The following is a 15,557-nucleotide window of genomic DNA, read 5'->3' as shown; positions in this document are numbered from 1 at the left end:
GAGGCGAAGCGCGGAGGAGCCGGTTTATGGTGGCCGGATGCTTGACCTGAGCAGACTGAACCTGGAGGAGATTGCTACCGCGCTCGAGGACCAGACCGACTACGAGCACCGATGGCTGATCAACCCGCAGACCGGCGAGATCGCGTTCTGGACAACGGACGGTGGCATCGACGGACACGCGCCCGTCGACCTTGACGACCTCGACCTGGTCGGTATTGATCCGCTGCCGTCCTACGTCTGGTACCAGGACATGGCCGACTTCGCCGAGAAGATCAGCGACGCGACGGCCGGCCGTAGACTCGCGCGAGCCATCCAGGGCAAGGGCGCCTTCCGCCGGTTCAGAAACGAGCTGCACGACGAGTATCCGGACCTACTGCCAGCCTGGTACGCATTCCGCGACGTGCGCGCACAGCGGCGGGCTGTGGAATGGCTGGTCGACAACTCGCTGCTCGACGACGAGACGGGCGAGCGGTTCGTGGCCGAGCACCCCGATCCCGATCTTCCCTGAAGTGGCCCCCGCACCGCACCTTCGTGGACGACGAACGCATGCATCTGCCGCAGACGGCGCGCTGCCGGCGCCGCTGATCGGTCGGGCCGATGCGTCGATGTCTCGTGACGTCGGCAAGATCAGTTCTCGGGGTGGAGCAGAAGCTCCGCGATCTCCTGTACTCGTTTTACGCTGATGCCGCTGCGTTGCTCTACTGCCAGTGGGTGGTCAGTCGGCTCGATGACGATATGTGGTCGGGTGCCGACCTGCTCGGTATGCACCTCGGTCTTGAGGTTCAGCGTCTCGATCGGGTAGGCCGTGAGCTCGGTGGACAGCCAGCCGAAATACGCCGGCTCCTGCTCTCGCCCAGGAGCCGTCCAGAGATCCAGCATCCGGCTGAAGTTCGTGCCGCTGAGCGACACCCACACGCCCCATTCGAAGTCGGCATCGGCGTCAAGGACAGGTATGACCAAGCGCGCACGGACGAAGTAGTGCTGGGCCTGGATGATGCAGATCTCGTCCTCAAGCACACTGCGTTCGTCGCTGTTGAGATCGTCTCGCCAGTAGGCCGGGGCTGGGGCCCCGTACGAGAACGGCAGGCCCTCATGGCGCTGGCCACAGTTGTGGCACACGAACCCCTGATCGATCACGGACGAGACGGTACAGCCCGATATAGAACCGAGCATCCGCACCTGCCGCAGACCGCGCGTCGTTGGTGCGGGTTGTGAGGGCCTACTCGTAGGGGGGTCGGCCGTCGAGGATCGCGGTGACCACATTGTCGATCTCGGTTGGGGTGACGTGGGCGTCGAGTTGGGCGCGTACGCCGGATGTCCATCTCACGGAACCAGTCGGCGTCGAATCCGCGTTGTCGCAGGGTCTCCGCGACGGGCCAGCGCGTTGCTCGGTGGGGCTGGACCAACCGCTCGCCGCCCAATCCCACGTGGTACGACTACGCGTCATGAACGAGCACACCGCCCCAGACGACCTCGCCGAGCTTCGCGCTGCCTTCATGGTGGACGACGCCGGTGAATCGGCTCTGGGCTGGCCAGGTGTGCACGCCTTCGAAGCGGAGCACGGGGTCGTGCTGCCGGAGCCGTACCGGAACTTCGTCGCGGAGATCACCGACGGATCGTTCGCCGGACCACCGGACTTCGGCCTCCTCGGCATCAACGAGATGCCCGATGACTGGGGCGACGACCGCCCGGTGCGCGAGTTGGCGGCCTCGTTTCCGCTGACCGAGGCGTGGCTGTGGGGAGGAGGACTCCCGGCCGTCGGAGGAGATCGAGCCGCTGCTCGATCCCGTCTTCGACCATGGATCGATCGTGCTCGGCACGGATGGCTGTGGGATGTACTGGCATCTCATCGTGACCGGCCCGCACCGCGGGCACATCTGGAACATCAGCGGTGAGGGCGCGGTGCCCTTCGGAGCGGAGTTCGGCCACACCACCGGGGCGTCGGGGTTCGCCGGGTGGGTTCGGCACTGGGCCGCCGGCAAGCCATGGTTCGACGCTGCCTGAATCGTCGGGCTCAGGCGACGTGGTTGTCGTACGTCGCGCGGTTGGCGAGCACGTCGTCCATGTGCATCTCGGCCCAGGCCTTCAAGCCGCGTATCGACTGGTGCAGGGACAGGCCGAGGTCGGTCAGCTCGTAGGTGACCGTGACGGGCACCGTCGGCACCACCGTGCGGGTGATCAGACCGTCGCGTTCCAGGGAGCGCAGCGTCTGAGTCAGCATCTTCTGGCTGACGCCCGCCAGCAGGCGCGACAATTCCGAGTACCGCATCGAACGGGGCTCACCGGCGCAGTCGGCGCCGAACTGATGCGAGCCGTCGCTGCGTAGCGCGGCCAGGACCAATATGACCCACTTGTTCGCGATCTGGTCGAGCAGCTTGCGACTGGGGCATTGTGCCAGGAAAGCATCATATTCGGCCCTGGCCTGCGCCCTCTTCTGCGCCGCTGTCGTCGTCGCCATCGAACCGCTCCTTCCCCAGCAGGGTGCGTTACGCACCTCTAGGTGCCTACTACCCGTGAGAAAGTTACCCGCTGATAGTGGAGCAGGCATCCGCGGTACAGCAGTACCGCTCAGCGCGACACGAAAGCCAGAGGTTTGAGCATGGCCTCCACTTCCCTTCCCGGCGGCACCTGGACGCTGGGAGACCTGACCGTCACCCGGTTCGGCTACGGCGCCATGCAGCTCGCCGGCCCCTGGGTCATGGGACCACCGGCCGATCACGATGGCGCACTCGCCGTCCTCCGCGAGGCCGTCGAGCTCGGCATCACCCACATCGACACCGCTGACGCCTACGGGCCGCATGTCACCAACCTTCTGATCCGGGAGGCGCTGCACCCGTACCCCGCCTCGCTGCACATCGTGACCAAGGTCGGCGCGAACCGCGACCAGCAGGGCGGCTGGCCCCCGGCCCGGGACCCGGAAAGCCTGCGCCGGTCTGTGCACGAGAACCTCGAGAACCTCGGTCTCGACGTGCTCGGCCTAGTCAACCTCCGGCTCGGCAATGCCGAGGGACCCCAGCCCGGTTCGGTCGCCGAGGCGTTCGAGACGCTCGTCGAACTCCAGCAGCAGGGCCTGATCCGGCACCTCGGACTGAGTAACGCGACGCCGGAACAGGTCGCCGAGGCGCAGACGATCGCGCCGATCGTGTGCGTGCAGAACATGTACAACCTCGCGCACCGCCAGGACGACAAGCTGATCGACGCCCTCGCCGACCAAGGCATCGCCTACGTGCCGTTCTTTCCGCTCGGCGGCTTCAGCCCGCTACAGTCCTCAGTGCTCTCGACGGTAGCCGCCCGGCTGGAGGCGGCACCGATGTCCGTCGCCCTGGCCTGGCTGCTACAGCGCTCGCCGAACATCCTGCTGATCCCCGGCACCTCGTCCACGACACACCTGCGCGAGAACATCGCGGGCGCGGGACTCTCCGTCTCCAACGACGACCTCGCCGAGCTGGACAAGATCGGCCGCTAGCGGAACCTTCGCCCGCCTGCGCGTCGGCCCTCACTGCAGATGGCCAGCGCCTCGCGCTGCTCGGGCATCCCGAGTAGCCGGTGAGCGGAGGCGCAGGTGGCGGGTGCCGATGCTCCGCCGTCCACGAACGCGCTCCCGGTCGTAGGTTCGCCGGCGGTTAGGTGATCTTGGCGGTGAAGACGCCGAACTGGCCGCGGCCCTGCACGTAGTGGGGCAGGTAGAGCTTCCATGTGATCGACAGCTCGCGCCCTGCACGCATCGAGGCCGGCACCTCGGTGACCATTTCGTACACGGCGGTGCCGCCGGCCGGGATCTGCGTCAGCGGGCGGCAGTTCAGCCGGTACAGCTGGAATGTGTTCACTGGCTCGTTCGTCGCGTCACCGAGGGAGAAGCGTTCGATCGAGTAGCCCGGGCAGGGGTCCAGCGTGAGCGGGCCGCCGGTCGGGTTTCCCAGCGTCACGCGGAAGGTGAGCCGCGATCCGGCCGCGGCGGTCGGTGGCCCCGCGACAGTGACGGTGAGTCGGGTGAGCGCCGAGGAGGGGGGTGCCGATTCCACGACCGGCTCGGTGAACCCGCTCGCGTACAGGGACGCCCGGGCGTTGGGATTGATTCCCTCGCGCTGCTGGCAGGTTGGGTGGTCGTCTGCGGTGATCGGTGCGCGAAGCGTACCCCCGCCGTTCGGTACTTCGATCGCGAGTTCCAGCTGTCCGTCCACCGGTTGGCAGAACGGCCCGGACCAGTCCAGGCGCAGGCTGGCGTGGCCGCCGGCCGGTACGGCGACCACCCGGGCCCGGCCCTCTTCGTTGATGCCGTGCGAATACAGCATGGGGATCTCGCGGCCGCCGGCGCGCATGGTGGTGGGTACCTCGCCCTGCAAGGTGCACTCGACGGTCGATGTGTTCTGCACGTCGACTTCACCGATGAGATTGTCGATGGCGGCGTCCATGCCGCGGGGTTTCTCACCGCCGTGGTCGGGACGCCTCCAGTCGGTGAGCCGCCCGGACAGCTGCTCCGCCCGACACGGCTTGCTTCCGGCTGCCGGCGACCGTGGCTCGGGCGGTCGCCCGTTGAGATCTTCGCCGGTGATCTCCAGATCGGCCCACGGCACGCTGCCGTCGGCAAGGAGTTCGGCGGGGGCCGTCTGCTCGGCCGAGCGAGCCGGACCGTCCGAATCGGCCGATCGATCCGGACCGTTCGGCTCGGCGCTCGGAAGGGCGCAGCCCAGGGAAACGGCGATGGCAGGCACGATCAGCAGCAGCCACGGTCGACGCATGCCACCACCATCACATTGCGGGACGGTGCCGCGCCTGAGTAGCCGTGCTCAGAAACGGGAAGCCGCTCCCGATCAGCTGGCCCTGGGCCGGACAACTCACCGCCGCCTTCAACCGGAGTCGTCGTACCACTCCCCCGCCATCGTTAGAGCGACCGGCAATAGGACTGGCGGGGCTGCGGCGCGCCCTGGCACTTCGGCTGGCGGCGTTGTCGTCGTCGGCCATGCAACACCGGCATGGCCTCCTCCTCCGCCTTGCCATCCTCGGCCAGGACCCGCCTCGCCTCCACCGCCCTATTGCCGGTCGCTCTTACTTGACGGACCCGGCAAGCACTCCGCGGACGAAGTAGCGCTGGAAGGCGAAGAACACCACGAGGGGCACCAGCATCGACAGGAAGGCGCCGGGGCCGATCGTGTCGAGGTTGGAGGAGAACGAACGCATCTGCTCGCGTAGCGCGTAGGTGATGGGTGCGTTCTCGCTGGTGGCGAAGACCAGGGCGACGAGTAGGTCGTTCCAGACCCACAGGAACTGGAAGATGGCCAGCGATGCGATGGCCGGCCAGCCGATGGGCAGCACCACCCGGGCGAAGATCATGAGTTCGCCGGCGCCGTCGAGCCGCGCCGCCTCCAGCAGATCACGCGGGATGTTGAGGAAGAAGTTGCGGAGCAGGAAGATCGCGAAGGGCAGCCCGAAGGCGACGTGGAACGCGACCACCGCCGGAATCTCGCCGTAGATGCCCAATGCGCGGAAGATCCGGGCGGCAGGCACGATCGCCACTTGGACCGGCACCACGATCAGCGCCACGACCACGACGAACATGGCGTCGCGGCCCGGGAAATCCAGCCAGGCCAGCGCGTACGCGCCGAGGGCGCCGATCAGCACCACGAGCAGCGTCGAGGGAACGGTGATCAGAACCGTGTTCCACAGCGAACCGATGATGCGTTCGTTCTGCAGCACCTGCGCGTAGTTGTCGAGGGTCAACTGCGCCGGTGCGGTCAGGACCGTCCACCATCCGCTTGCGCTGTTGTCGGCGCTGGTGCGCAGGCTGGCCACGGCGAGCCCGACGGTCGGCAGCAGCCAGAACGCCCCGATGATCAGAACGAGCCCGCGTACCACCGCGCCGCCGAACCGCATCACGAAGCGGGTCCACAGGCTGTGCCGAGGCCGGCTGTCCCGCGCGGTGCCCGCCGGCTGCAGCACCGGGACCGCTTCCAGCGTCGAGTTACTCATCAGCGGTCTCCCTTGAGGCGCCGGATATTGAACAGCATCGCGGGTAGCACGAGCGCGAACAGCAGGACCGCGAGCGCACTACCGAGTCCGTAGTCGAGCCCGCCGCCGAAGGACACCCGGTACATCTCCAGGGCCACCACGGTCGCGTGGCTCTGCGAGGCCTCGGGGGCGAGCACGTACACGAGGTCGAAGATCTTCAGGACGTTGATGGTCAGGGTGACCATAACGACGATCAGCACCGGCCGTACCAGGGGCACCGTGACGTGGCGGAACGTCTGCCACTCGCTCGCTCCGTCCATCCGTGCCGCTTCGAGTGCCTCGCGGGGCAGGGCCGCCAGGCCGGCCGACACCAGCACCATCGCGAAGCCGGCCCAGATCCAGATGTACGCGCCGATCACGGCAGGTGTGATCAGTGACGGGCCGAGCCAGGTGATGCCGTTGAACGGCTCGGCGAAGTTGTCGGCGGGTAACCGGACGACGTACGGGCCGCCGGTGAGTTCGGGAAACGCGAACCGGCCTGCCACGTCGGTGTGCGTGGTGGCCACCACTTCGCCGCCGGCGGCGAGGGCCTCGACGGTCATCTGGGGTAGTCCCACCTCCGCAGAGTCGATCACTCCGGGCTGGCCGCTGCCGCCCCGGGTGAAGTCGAGCCACACCACACCCTGCAGTCCCGGCCCTGCCGGCGGAGGTGAAGCCGCGACGGCGTCGGCCGGAATCCGGTTCGGGGGCAGACCCACCAGCGGCAGTTGGATCACCTGGCCCGACGCCACCGGCCCCCTGGTTTCGAAGCCGTCTGCCACCGAAACCACTTCACGGTTGTCACGGACGTCCATACCGTGGTAGCGCGACGGGTCGACGAACACATCGTGCACCGTCACGGCCGCCGCGTTCACGACTCCCCGGTTCGGGTCCTCGTCGTAGACCAGCCGGAAGGTGACACCGGCCGCCAGGAAGGAAATGGCCATCGGCATGAACAGGATCGCCTTGAGCGCCGACGCCCGACGCAGCCGCTCGGTGAGCACCGCGAAGATCAGCCCCACGACGGTGACCACGGTGGGTGCCACGACCACCCAGATCAGGTTGTTGAGGATCGCCCGCCTCGTGTTGGACGACGTGAGCATGGTGGCGTAGTTGTCCCACCCGACGAACCTCGTGCCGTCACCACTGCGGAAACTGAGCCACACCGTGTAGACGATCGGGTAGCACACCAGGACCAACAGCATCAGCAGGGCGGGTCCGAGGAAGAGCGCGGCGATCAGCCGGGCGTCCCGCGAACGCCGGGGGGCCGGGCGCACCGTACGGTGTCGGTCGCCCGGGCCGCCGGCCACACTCGCCCGGCCGATCACCCGCTCGTCGCTGGTTGGACGGAGGTCCTGGGCCGGATCGGGTGTGATGGTCATCAGTTCCCTCCGAATTCCCTCTTCGCGGCGTCTTCCAGGTGCTGGGCCAGATTCTCAGGGGTGACCGATCCGGCCAGGAAGTCCTGCAGCTGCACCCAGAGGGTGGCGCTGGTCCCGCCGCCGAAGGCCTGCGGGGTGAGGTCCGACAGGTCGAAGCGCAGCAACTCCGCGTTCACCACCGCCTCGGCGAGCTCGCGGGTCGTCGGGTCCGGGTAGGCCGCGGTGTCCAGTCCCGAGTTCGCCGAGATGAACCCGCCCTTGGCCGCCATGATCCGGGCCGCCTCGGGTGAGGCGAGGAACGCCATCAGCGCATTCGCCTCCGGTGTGTCCTTGAAGGCGACGGCCTGGTCGCCCGCGGTGACCACGGCGGGCTTCGAGCCGTCGATGGCCGGCCAGTTGAAGAACTTGGCCGTCTCGCCGACCGTCAGCTCGCCCAGCTTGGTGATTTCGGAGGCGACGAAGTCACCTTCGAACAGCATCGCCGCCTTTGGTGACTTGCCGAACACGTCGGCGATGGACTGGGTGAACGTGGTTTGTACCGCGCCGCGCGGTCCACCGGCCAGGAACCTGGGATTGCGCCAGTACTCGGCCAGCAGGGTCAGGCTCTTCACCACGGTGGGGTCGGTCCAGGAAATCTCGTGGCGGGCCAGCTTGTCGTAGTTCTCCGGGCCGCCGACCCGCAGGTAGACATTCTCGAACCAGTCGGTCAACACCCAGCCGTCCCCGCCGGCGGCCACCATCGGCGCCACCCCCGAATCGGCGAGCGCGGTGGACACCGCCCGGAGCTGCTCCCAGGTCGTCGGCGGCTCCACACCAGCGTCCGCGAAGCTGTCCGTGCGGTACCAGATCACCGACTTGTTGGCGACCTTGAAGTACACGCCGTAGAGCTGCCCGTCGACGGTGCCGAGTTCCTGCCAAGCCGGGCTGTAGTTCGCCCTGATTGCCTCGGCCGCCGCACCGGTCAGCGGCTTGACCGCGCCCCGTTTGACGAACTCGGACACCACACCCGGCTGCGGGATCAGCGCCACATCGGGCGGAGAACCGCCGGCGATCCGACTGTTGAGCAGGACAGCCAGGTCGTTGCCGCCGGTGGTGTACTTGACCGTCGCGCCGGTCTTGGCCGCGAAGGCGTCGAGCACGGCCTGGAAGTTCTCCTGCTCCGTGCCGGACCAGGCGGCCGCAACCTCGACGGTCTTGCCGGACAGATCTGACCGCGCCGGGTCGGATCCAGGATCAGCATCGCCTCCGCAACCCGCGGTCACGAGGACGACCGCAGTGGCCGCGAGTGCTACCAGTCGTCGTGTCATCAAGCCTCCAGTGGTGGACGTGTGTGCGGGAGGTGCGCCGCTGTGGGCTAGTTGCCGGCACGGCCCCGCAGATCGACGTTGGCCGGTCTGTTCCGTTCGAGGGCCGGCGACTGGTGCGAGTCTTCAACACGGTCATGTTCCCGGGAAGTGTCGGCGTCGCTACGTAACGAAAAAGCCGAACACCTCACAAGATCCACCCACCAGAAAGCGCTACCAAACCACAAGCGCGCAACGCGACAGGCCAGATGAGCTGCGGTTTGTCCATTCACCCCTGCGCATTTCGGCGAAAGCTCGGGCGGTGAACCCGGTGAACGAACCGTCACGGTTTCGAGATTGGATTGCGCTGTGGCATCCGGGCCGTTACGGCAAGACTTCTTGCCAACGAAAAGGGATGCGCTGTGGATTGAGCCGCCACCGGCCCGCAGCCGTGGTAACCACGACGACACTACGCGCGGGGAGGCCGATGTGCAGGAGCTGGCTGGCTGCACGATCGCGGTCGTCTCGGAACGACGCCGGCACGACCTCACCGACCTGCTGGAAGCCACCGCCGCCCGTCCGGTCAACATCCAGGCGGTCCGCTCCGTGGCTCAGCCCATCGCCGAGCACGTCGCCGCCGCCACTCGCCGGTGCATCGAGCGGCCGGTGCACGAGGTCATCGTCTCCTCCGGTTTCGGTCTACGGGCATGGCTGCGGATCGCCGAGCAGAACGGCCACCTCGACGCACTCGTCGCCCGACTCAGTCACGCCCGCCTGCTGGCCCGCGACGCACACGCCGCGGACACTCTGCGGGACCTCGGCCTGAGCCAGATCTGGGCCACCGCCTCCGCCAGCGTGGAGGACCTGTTCCGCTACCTGTCGGCCCAACCGATGACCGGCCGCCGGGTGGTGGCGCAAGTGGAATCCGAACGCCACCGCGAGTACTGCGAGGCGCTGCGCCGCCACGGCGCCGTCGTGGTCGAGGTCGCGACCAGCCGATTTCTGCCCCCGCTGCGCACCGATGTCCTCCGGCGGCTGGGCACACTCGTCATCCGCCGCCAGGTCGACGCCCTCGCCCTGACCGGGCCCAGTAGCAGCGAGAACCTGCTCCGGCAGGCCACGGCCGACGGAGTTCTCGACGAAGTCCTCAACACACTCGCCACGGACGTCACACCGGTCTGCCTCGGGCATCTCGCCGCGGAACCCCTGCGCGCACACGGCCTCACGCCGTACGTAGCGCGCGCACCGGCCCTGACCGACCTCGTGAATGCCCTCTCCGCGTACCTGCCCAGGCGGACGATCGAACTGACGGTGGCCGGTCACCGGCTCGGCGTCCGCAGCCAAGCGGTCGTGATCGACCACCGGGCGATCCCGGTACAGCCCGGCCCGATCGCCGTCCTGCGGGCACTCGCCCGCCGACCCGGCCGGGTGCTGTCCCCGGCCGAGATCCGCAACGACTCACCCACCTGGTCCGATGTCGACGACCACGCGGTCGAGATGGCGGTATCCCGGCTACGCCGCGCCTTCGACGGCACTCCCCTACAGGGCGTCGACCTCGTCCAGACCGTGATGAAGCGCGGCTACCGCATCGCGTCCGCCCGCGTCGCCGCCACACGCTCCGAAGCCAGCACGGCAGATCGCACCACTCCACTGCCGTGACCGGCAGCTCGCAAACTGCCATGCCTGACCGCGCCCGGCGGGTCACCGCTAGCGCGAGCCGCCGGGCACGGCGGGCAGCAGCACGATGTACCAGATGCCGTCCGGCCCCGCACCATCGCCGGCCCGGCCCGCGGCCCAGGTACCCAGCATCCGCATGCTGCCCGAGTGGATCTGGTTGCGGGCCGGCTCGTACCAACGCAGCGCCGTCGTGGGAAGCACCACTGCGGCGGCGGCGGTGGATCCCGCGACGACGACCACCCGGGCGCCCGGCGGCGGAGCGGACGGTCGTTCCCGGGTCGGCGGCTGCACGGTGAAGCCGAACCCAGGGGGCGCGCCCAGCAGGTCAGCCAGAAGGTCGGCCCGCTGCCGCGGATTGGCCGTCAACCAGGCCCGGGCCACGTCGTCGGGGCGGGCCGCGTCGACCGGCCCGCCCGGCTGCGTATCGGCGGGTACCGGCCAGGTCTCGTTCAGGCCCGGGGTCAACGGGCGGACGCGGGGGCGTCCACCGGCGGGTCGGGCTGAGTGATCCACTGGTACGCGAGGTGGCCCTGGTACCGGTTCAGGTTCGCCACCACTGAAGCCACGCCGGCGTCGAAGTCGTGTCGGAACTCGATCTCCGCTTCGTGCAGGATCTCCAGCCGGGTCCGGACGTCGGGCTGGTGCCGATACGGACCCAGCTCGTTCTGGATGTGCTGCGGCAGCCGCCGGACGGCGTCATCCACGGTCTCGGGGCGGCCGGTGACGTCCAGCCGCACCAGAGCCCCGTCGGGGTAGGCGAGGTACGGCGCGCGGCGGGGTGTCGTACCGTCGCCGACCCTCAGCTCGACCAGGGTGTCGAGGCTGCGGGCGAGGTCGCCGGCCAGCTGGACGCGGTCGAGGTCCGGCATTGCCGGGTCCCCCGCGGGGACGGAGGTTCCGTCGGGCACCGGCCGGGTCAGGACGGTGGTCAGCACCACCCGGGCCGGAGGGGTGCCGCCGTGCTGCTCGCGCAGCGTGCGGCTCAGCTCGACGGCTGCCTCGGAAGGACCGTAGTGCTGCTGGGCGAGGTCGGCCAGCACCGCGTCCACATTCGTGACGGCCGCGCCGGGTCGGGCCAGCGGATCCGGCAACTTCAACTGGTCGACCTGGGATAGTGCGCTGTCGAGGGCCGCCTCGCGGGCCGCCATCTCCGTGTCGAGCACCTGGACAGCGTGGGCGTGCGCCTGGGCCGCGACCTCGCGGGCGTCGCGCACCTCCCGCGCGCTCTCCACCTGCGGGCGCAGGTCCGGCAGTGTTACGTCGACGAGCTGGCGGCGGGTGTTCCGGGCCTCGTCACGGGCGTCTTCCGCGTTCTTGACAGCCGCCCCGGCGTCGGTCAGTTCCTGCCGTACCTCGCCGAGCGCCGCCTGGGCATCGGCCAACGCCTGCCCGTCGTCTGCCGGTGCCCGTTCGGCATCATGCACCCGCTGCTCGGCGGCCCGTACCCGGATCTCGACCTGCCGCACGTGTTCGTTCAGTCCTGGCAGTTCGTCGGTGCGGCGGCGGATCTCCGCATCGGCCGCGGCAAGCCGGCCCTCGGCCTCGACGAACTCGGTCCGGACGCAGAGCAAAGCATGCGCGGGGTCGACCAGCGACGACCCCGGCCGCCGCTACGCAAGATTGCAGTCACTCCGCTGGGCCCAGAGCTGCCCTGGGCCCAATGGGGTGTCGGCGCCTCGATGCGTCCGAGCGCTCAGGTGACGTGCTCGGACGGCTCCTTGCGGGCCGGACCGGCGATCGAGTAGGCGACGAGCCCGCCTAGAGCGAGTACCGCAGCTGTCACCGCGGCGGCGTAGTTGTCGGGTGGCTGGCCCTGCCACGTGGCGGTCGCTCCCCCGACACCCTCCTGGGGATACATGGCCGCGACGGTGGTCCAGCCCAGCGGCAGGAACCATGATCGGGCGGCGCCGAGCACCGTCGCGCACAGCGCTGTCAATCCCAGCAGGCCGGCGGCGTCGCGGGCCACCAGAGCGGCCGTTCCGAACCGGGCTCCGGTGTGCCGGGTGGCGAGCAGGACCATGAGGACGACCACCAGACCGGCGAGCAGGTGCACTGCGCGCCGCCAGGGCCAGCGCATCGCCGCAGTTCGTTCCAGATCCTCGTCCGGGCCGGCGAGCGTGGCCGAGAGCACCCCGACCATCAGCAGGACGGTCATGACGACCACGGTCGGGGCGACGTCCCGCTCGTCGGCGAGGGCCAGCCACAGCGCCCAGACCACCCCCGCGCCGCCGAGGGCTACGGCCAGTGCCAAGGGCACGCGCCGCGAGCGCAGGTACAGCATCGTCCAGGTCACCGCGCAGTCCGGGACAGCAGTTCGGTGGTGTCCTCGCAGGCGAGGATGGCTTCGCGGACCGCCACCACCCGGGCCAGCGCCTCGTCGTCGGACAGCGCACGCAGCCCCTGCCACAGCCTGACCGCCTCGGCGTTCAGCTCGGGGTCCTCCTCGATCATGCCGGGAATCAATCCGACATCGGACTGCGGCTCGCGGCCCAGCAGCCAGTAGGCTGCCGCACGTTCGACCGGTTCACTGCGCTCCCGGCACGTCCCGTCATAGGCGACTCCCAGCCCCGAGACGATCTCGATGACCACGACGGCCGGGTGCGCGAGCTCACCACGTTTGTCGATCCGGACCGGCACCCGGACGACACCATCCCGGGGCGGCATCGCCTCGCCGAGCCGGTACGTGGCGGTGTCCTCGTGTACGGCGGTCGGCGTGTCCGGCAGTTTCGCCAGCGCCGCCATACCTTCCCGGGCCACTGGGGTCAGGGCTTCGAGCACGTTGGCGTGGACTCGGCTGACGCACACCGTCGGGGTGTCATCGGTGCAGACCAGTTCCCGCGCGACCGGGTCGACCGGCCTGTCGAGCACGTCCGGATCGCGGGGAACGACCGCCGTCGCCGCGATGAGCCCGAGCAGCACGGGCACCAGCGCGACCGTTCGGGTGCGCCAGCTACCCGCGACGAGCAGCAGCAGGCCGGTGACCGCGAGCGCGGCCAGCCAGACCGCGAGCGCACCGCTGACCCGGTTGTCGATCGTCTGGTAGGGATGGAAAACGCTCGTGCCGTAGGTCGGAGAGATCGCTGCCGCCAGCCAACCCGGGGACACGAACATGCTGAAGGAGACCAGCAGGACCCCGACCACCCCCAGCACCGGTGCGGTCGCCGGGGCGGGCAGCAGACGCCCGATCCCCAGGCCGAGCCACGCTGCGCTGATCAGGGCGAGCACACCGACCACGGTCACGACGGCGAAGTTCAGCAGAGGCAGATACTGTGCGGTGGTGATGATCCAGGCGATGCCGGTCGCGGTGACCAGCAGGTAGGCGACGGCGAGGGTGATGGCCATCGCGCCGAGGACCGGCAGCATCCGCTGAGCGCGGGGCCGGGCGGTGGTGGCGAACAGTTCACCGACGTTCGTCCGGTGCTCGCGGCGTCCCTGCCAGGCACCCGCCGCGAGGGCCAGCGGCCACATCAGGAGCAGGTACTCGCGGATCGCCATGGCCAGCACCATCCAGCCACCCGACCACCGGCCCGGGGCCACATAGAGTGCGCCGGCTCCGGCCACCACCGTGACCAGTGCAGCGCCGAGCGCTGCGGAGCGGCGCAGTTCGACACCCAGGACGCTCATCGGGTGGCCTCCGTACGGTGCTGCCGGAGGACGGTGGTGTAGCCCCGTTCGGCCGGGCTGTCGCCGGCATGGCCCGGGTCGCCCTGCGCGGTCATGGCCTCGGGGGTGCCCTGCCACACCAGGCGGCCCTCATTGACCACCACGACGTCGCTACAGGCCGCCGCCACATCCTCGACCAGGTGGGTGGAAACCAGCACGCAACTGTCGGTGCCGAGGTCTCGCAACAACTCGCGGAAGTCGAGTCGCTGTTCCGGATCGAGGCCGACGGTCGGCTCATCGAGCAGCAGGATCTGTGGGTCGTTGACGATGGCCTGTGCGATGCCGGCCCGGCGCAGCATGCCGCCGGAAAGCGTCTTCAGCCGGGCGTCGGCCTTGGTGGTCAGCCCGACCCGGTCGATGGACCGCTGGACCGCCGCCGGGATGGCGCCCTTGGGCATCTCCTTGAGCCAGGCCATGTATCCGACGAACTCACGTACCGAGAACCGAGGGTAGAAACCGAAATGCTGCGGCAGGTACCCCAACGCGCGGCGCACCGGTCGCAGGTCGGAGCGGCCGTCGACCGGGCGGCCGAGCAGCGTCAGCCGCCCGCCGGACGGCGTCAGGACAGTCGCCAGGGACCGCATCAGCGTGGTCTTTCCGGCACCGTTCGGACCGAGCAGTCCGTGCACGCCGGTGGTCAGGGCCAGGTCAAGGCCGTTGACGGCCAACTGCCGTCCGGCGCGGACCTGTAAGCCCTCCGCGTGGATCGCCCAGGGATGGGTGGTGGCGGCCGTCTCGGCCGCGCTCAGGGCACGCATCATCATCTCTTTCGGTCGTGGTCGACGTGGTGGGGGTGCGGTATCCCGCCTTCGGCGGCGGAGGATCGGCTAATCGTGGTGGGACAGTCGCCGCAAGCCGTCGACCCGGAAGAGGGCCATGATGGTCAGCAGGACCGTGGCCAGCGCCCAGACGCCGACGCTGTCCGCTTGCAGGACCACCGGAATCCGGGCGGCGGCGAGGCTGGGCGCGATCACGACGAGCGCCCAGATCGCGATCAGTCCGATCGCGGCCCGGCGTACGCCGACGAGGGTTCCCAGCAGGAGTGTGGCGGCGGTGAACGCCAGGCAGGGCAGCAGCATCAGCGCCAGCGACACCCCGGTGCCGGCACCCACGACGGCGAGCGCGGGAATGACGAAGGCCAGCACCGCCGCGGTACGCCGTAGCAGCGTCGTCAGACCGGAGGCGGGAGTTGCGGCAATCAGTTCCCAGGCCGGGTCGGCACGGCGGTGCCAGGCAACCGCTACGCCGGGTAACGGAGCCAGCGGGGCGATCAGCAGCACCAGTGCGGGAAGTCCGGACCGCAAGCTGGTGAGCAGGGCAGCACAGGCGAGCACTGCGGCGGTCATGGCCAGCCACGGCGACAGCGTGCCGACCAGCCACCGGTGACGCAGCACCGACCAGGACCGGCTCCGACCCGCGGGAGCCGGCGTGGCGGCGATCTCCTGGTCCAGGCTCATCGCGACCCGCTCGATCAGCGCCCGGGTCTCGGCAGTGGTGCTGCCGGCCAGCCGGGCACGACAGTCGGCGCAGTCCTCGAGGTGGACCTCGATTGCCCAGACGCTGGGCT

At 69.3% G+C, this 15,557-nt stretch carries 16 protein-coding genes; 4 read left to right on the top strand and 12 right to left on the bottom strand.

What is annotated here, in order from left to right; all coding sequences use genetic code 11:
- Positions 1-37: 37 nt before the first annotated feature.
- Complete coding sequence (locus C1I95_RS02195) at positions 38-508, top strand: UPF0158 family protein (RefSeq protein ID WP_111212054.1); 471 nt, start codon at positions 38-40, stop codon at positions 506-508.
- A gap of 119 nt (positions 509-627) precedes the next feature.
- On the opposite strand, the gene C1I95_RS02190 is transcribed toward C1I95_RS02195, so the two are convergent.
- Positions 628-1,137: a DUF2199 domain-containing protein gene (locus tag C1I95_RS02190; RefSeq protein ID WP_233513283.1), complete on the bottom strand. Its 510-nt coding sequence runs from the start codon at positions 1,135-1,137 to the stop codon at positions 628-630.
- A 308-nt stretch (positions 1,138-1,445) separates the two neighbouring features.
- Here C1I95_RS02190 and C1I95_RS02185 point away from each other — a divergent pair, with 308 nt between their 5' ends.
- A complete protein-coding gene (locus C1I95_RS02185) occupies positions 1,446-1,895 on the top strand; it encodes an SMI1/KNR4 family protein (protein ID WP_199523561.1) in 450 nt (149 codons plus the stop codon).
- A 119-nt stretch (positions 1,896-2,014) separates the two neighbouring features.
- Here C1I95_RS02185 and C1I95_RS02180 read toward each other — a convergent pair whose 3' ends face one another.
- Positions 2,015-2,458 carry a winged helix-turn-helix transcriptional regulator gene (locus C1I95_RS02180; RefSeq protein ID WP_111212052.1) on the bottom strand — a complete coding sequence of 148 codons (444 nt, stop codon included), beginning with the start codon at positions 2,456-2,458 and terminating at the stop codon, positions 2,015-2,017.
- Positions 2,459-2,599: 141 nt separating this feature from the next.
- On the opposite strand from C1I95_RS02180, the gene C1I95_RS02175 reads away from it, so the two are divergent.
- Entirely contained in the window at positions 2,600-3,466 is an 867-nt protein-coding gene (locus tag C1I95_RS02175) for an aldo/keto reductase family oxidoreductase (protein WP_199523560.1), read from the top strand.
- A gap of 157 nt (positions 3,467-3,623) precedes the next feature.
- Here C1I95_RS02175 and C1I95_RS02170 read toward each other — a convergent pair whose 3' ends face one another.
- The 4 genes from C1I95_RS02170 to C1I95_RS02155 all read right to left on the bottom strand — a co-directional run bounded on the left by C1I95_RS02170 (position 3,624) and on the right by C1I95_RS02155 (position 8,674).
- On the bottom strand, positions 3,624-4,412 hold the full coding sequence (locus tag C1I95_RS02170; RefSeq protein ID WP_146605612.1) for a hypothetical protein: 789 nt from the start codon (positions 4,410-4,412) through the stop codon (positions 3,624-3,626).
- A gap of 634 nt (positions 4,413-5,046) precedes the next feature.
- Positions 5,047-5,967 (bottom strand): carbohydrate ABC transporter permease, encoded by a 921-nt coding sequence (locus C1I95_RS02165; protein WP_111212049.1) that lies wholly within the window; start codon positions 5,965-5,967, stop codon positions 5,047-5,049.
- Complete coding sequence (locus C1I95_RS02160; RefSeq protein WP_111212048.1) at positions 5,967-7,367, bottom strand: ABC transporter permease; 1,401 nt, start codon at positions 7,365-7,367, stop codon at positions 5,967-5,969. Before C1I95_RS02160 ends, C1I95_RS02165 begins: the two co-directional genes overlap by 1 nt.
- Complete coding sequence (locus C1I95_RS02155; protein ID WP_111212047.1) at positions 7,367-8,674, bottom strand: ABC transporter substrate-binding protein; 1,308 nt, start codon at positions 8,672-8,674, stop codon at positions 7,367-7,369. The genes C1I95_RS02160 and C1I95_RS02155 overlap by 1 nt, the downstream gene beginning before the upstream one ends.
- 465 nt (positions 8,675-9,139) lie before the next feature.
- Here C1I95_RS02155 and C1I95_RS02150 point away from each other — a divergent pair, with 465 nt between their 5' ends.
- A complete protein-coding gene (locus tag C1I95_RS02150) occupies positions 9,140-10,309 on the top strand; it encodes a uroporphyrinogen-III synthase (RefSeq protein WP_158566254.1) in 1,170 nt (389 codons plus the stop codon).
- A 48-nt stretch (positions 10,310-10,357) separates the two neighbouring features.
- On the opposite strand, the gene C1I95_RS02145 is transcribed toward C1I95_RS02150, so the two are convergent.
- From C1I95_RS02145 to C1I95_RS02120, 6 genes are all read right to left on the bottom strand, one after another.
- Complete coding sequence (locus C1I95_RS02145; protein ID WP_111212045.1) at positions 10,358-10,792, bottom strand: hypothetical protein; 435 nt, start codon at positions 10,790-10,792, stop codon at positions 10,358-10,360.
- Positions 10,789-11,898 carry a hypothetical protein gene (locus C1I95_RS02140; RefSeq protein ID WP_111212044.1) on the bottom strand — a complete coding sequence of 370 codons (1,110 nt, stop codon included), beginning with the start codon at positions 11,896-11,898 and terminating at the stop codon, positions 10,789-10,791. Before C1I95_RS02140 ends, C1I95_RS02145 begins: the two co-directional genes overlap by 4 nt.
- Before the next feature lie 122 nt (positions 11,899-12,020).
- The gene (locus C1I95_RS02135; protein WP_111212043.1) at positions 12,021-12,620 is read right to left on the bottom strand and encodes a hypothetical protein; all 600 of its coding nucleotides are present in this window, start codon (positions 12,618-12,620) and stop codon (positions 12,021-12,023) included.
- Positions 12,617-13,951, bottom strand: coding sequence for a hypothetical protein (locus C1I95_RS02130; protein WP_111212042.1), 1,335 nt, complete (start codon positions 13,949-13,951; stop codon positions 12,617-12,619). Before C1I95_RS02130 ends, C1I95_RS02135 begins: the two co-directional genes overlap by 4 nt.
- On the bottom strand, positions 13,948-14,751 hold the full coding sequence (locus C1I95_RS02125) for an ABC transporter ATP-binding protein (protein WP_438941272.1): 804 nt from the start codon (positions 14,749-14,751) through the stop codon (positions 13,948-13,950). The genes C1I95_RS02130 and C1I95_RS02125 overlap by 4 nt, the downstream gene beginning before the upstream one ends.
- 66 nt (positions 14,752-14,817) lie before the next feature.
- Positions 14,818-15,557, bottom strand: a 740-nt coding sequence (locus C1I95_RS02120) for a hypothetical protein (RefSeq protein WP_111212041.1), incomplete at its 5' end; no start/stop codon positions are given.

Source organism: Micromonospora craterilacus (assembly GCF_003236315.1).
GTDB lineage: Bacteria > Actinomycetota > Actinomycetes > Mycobacteriales > Micromonosporaceae > Micromonospora > Micromonospora craterilacus.
This window is presented reverse-complemented; position numbering and strand designations above follow the sequence as displayed.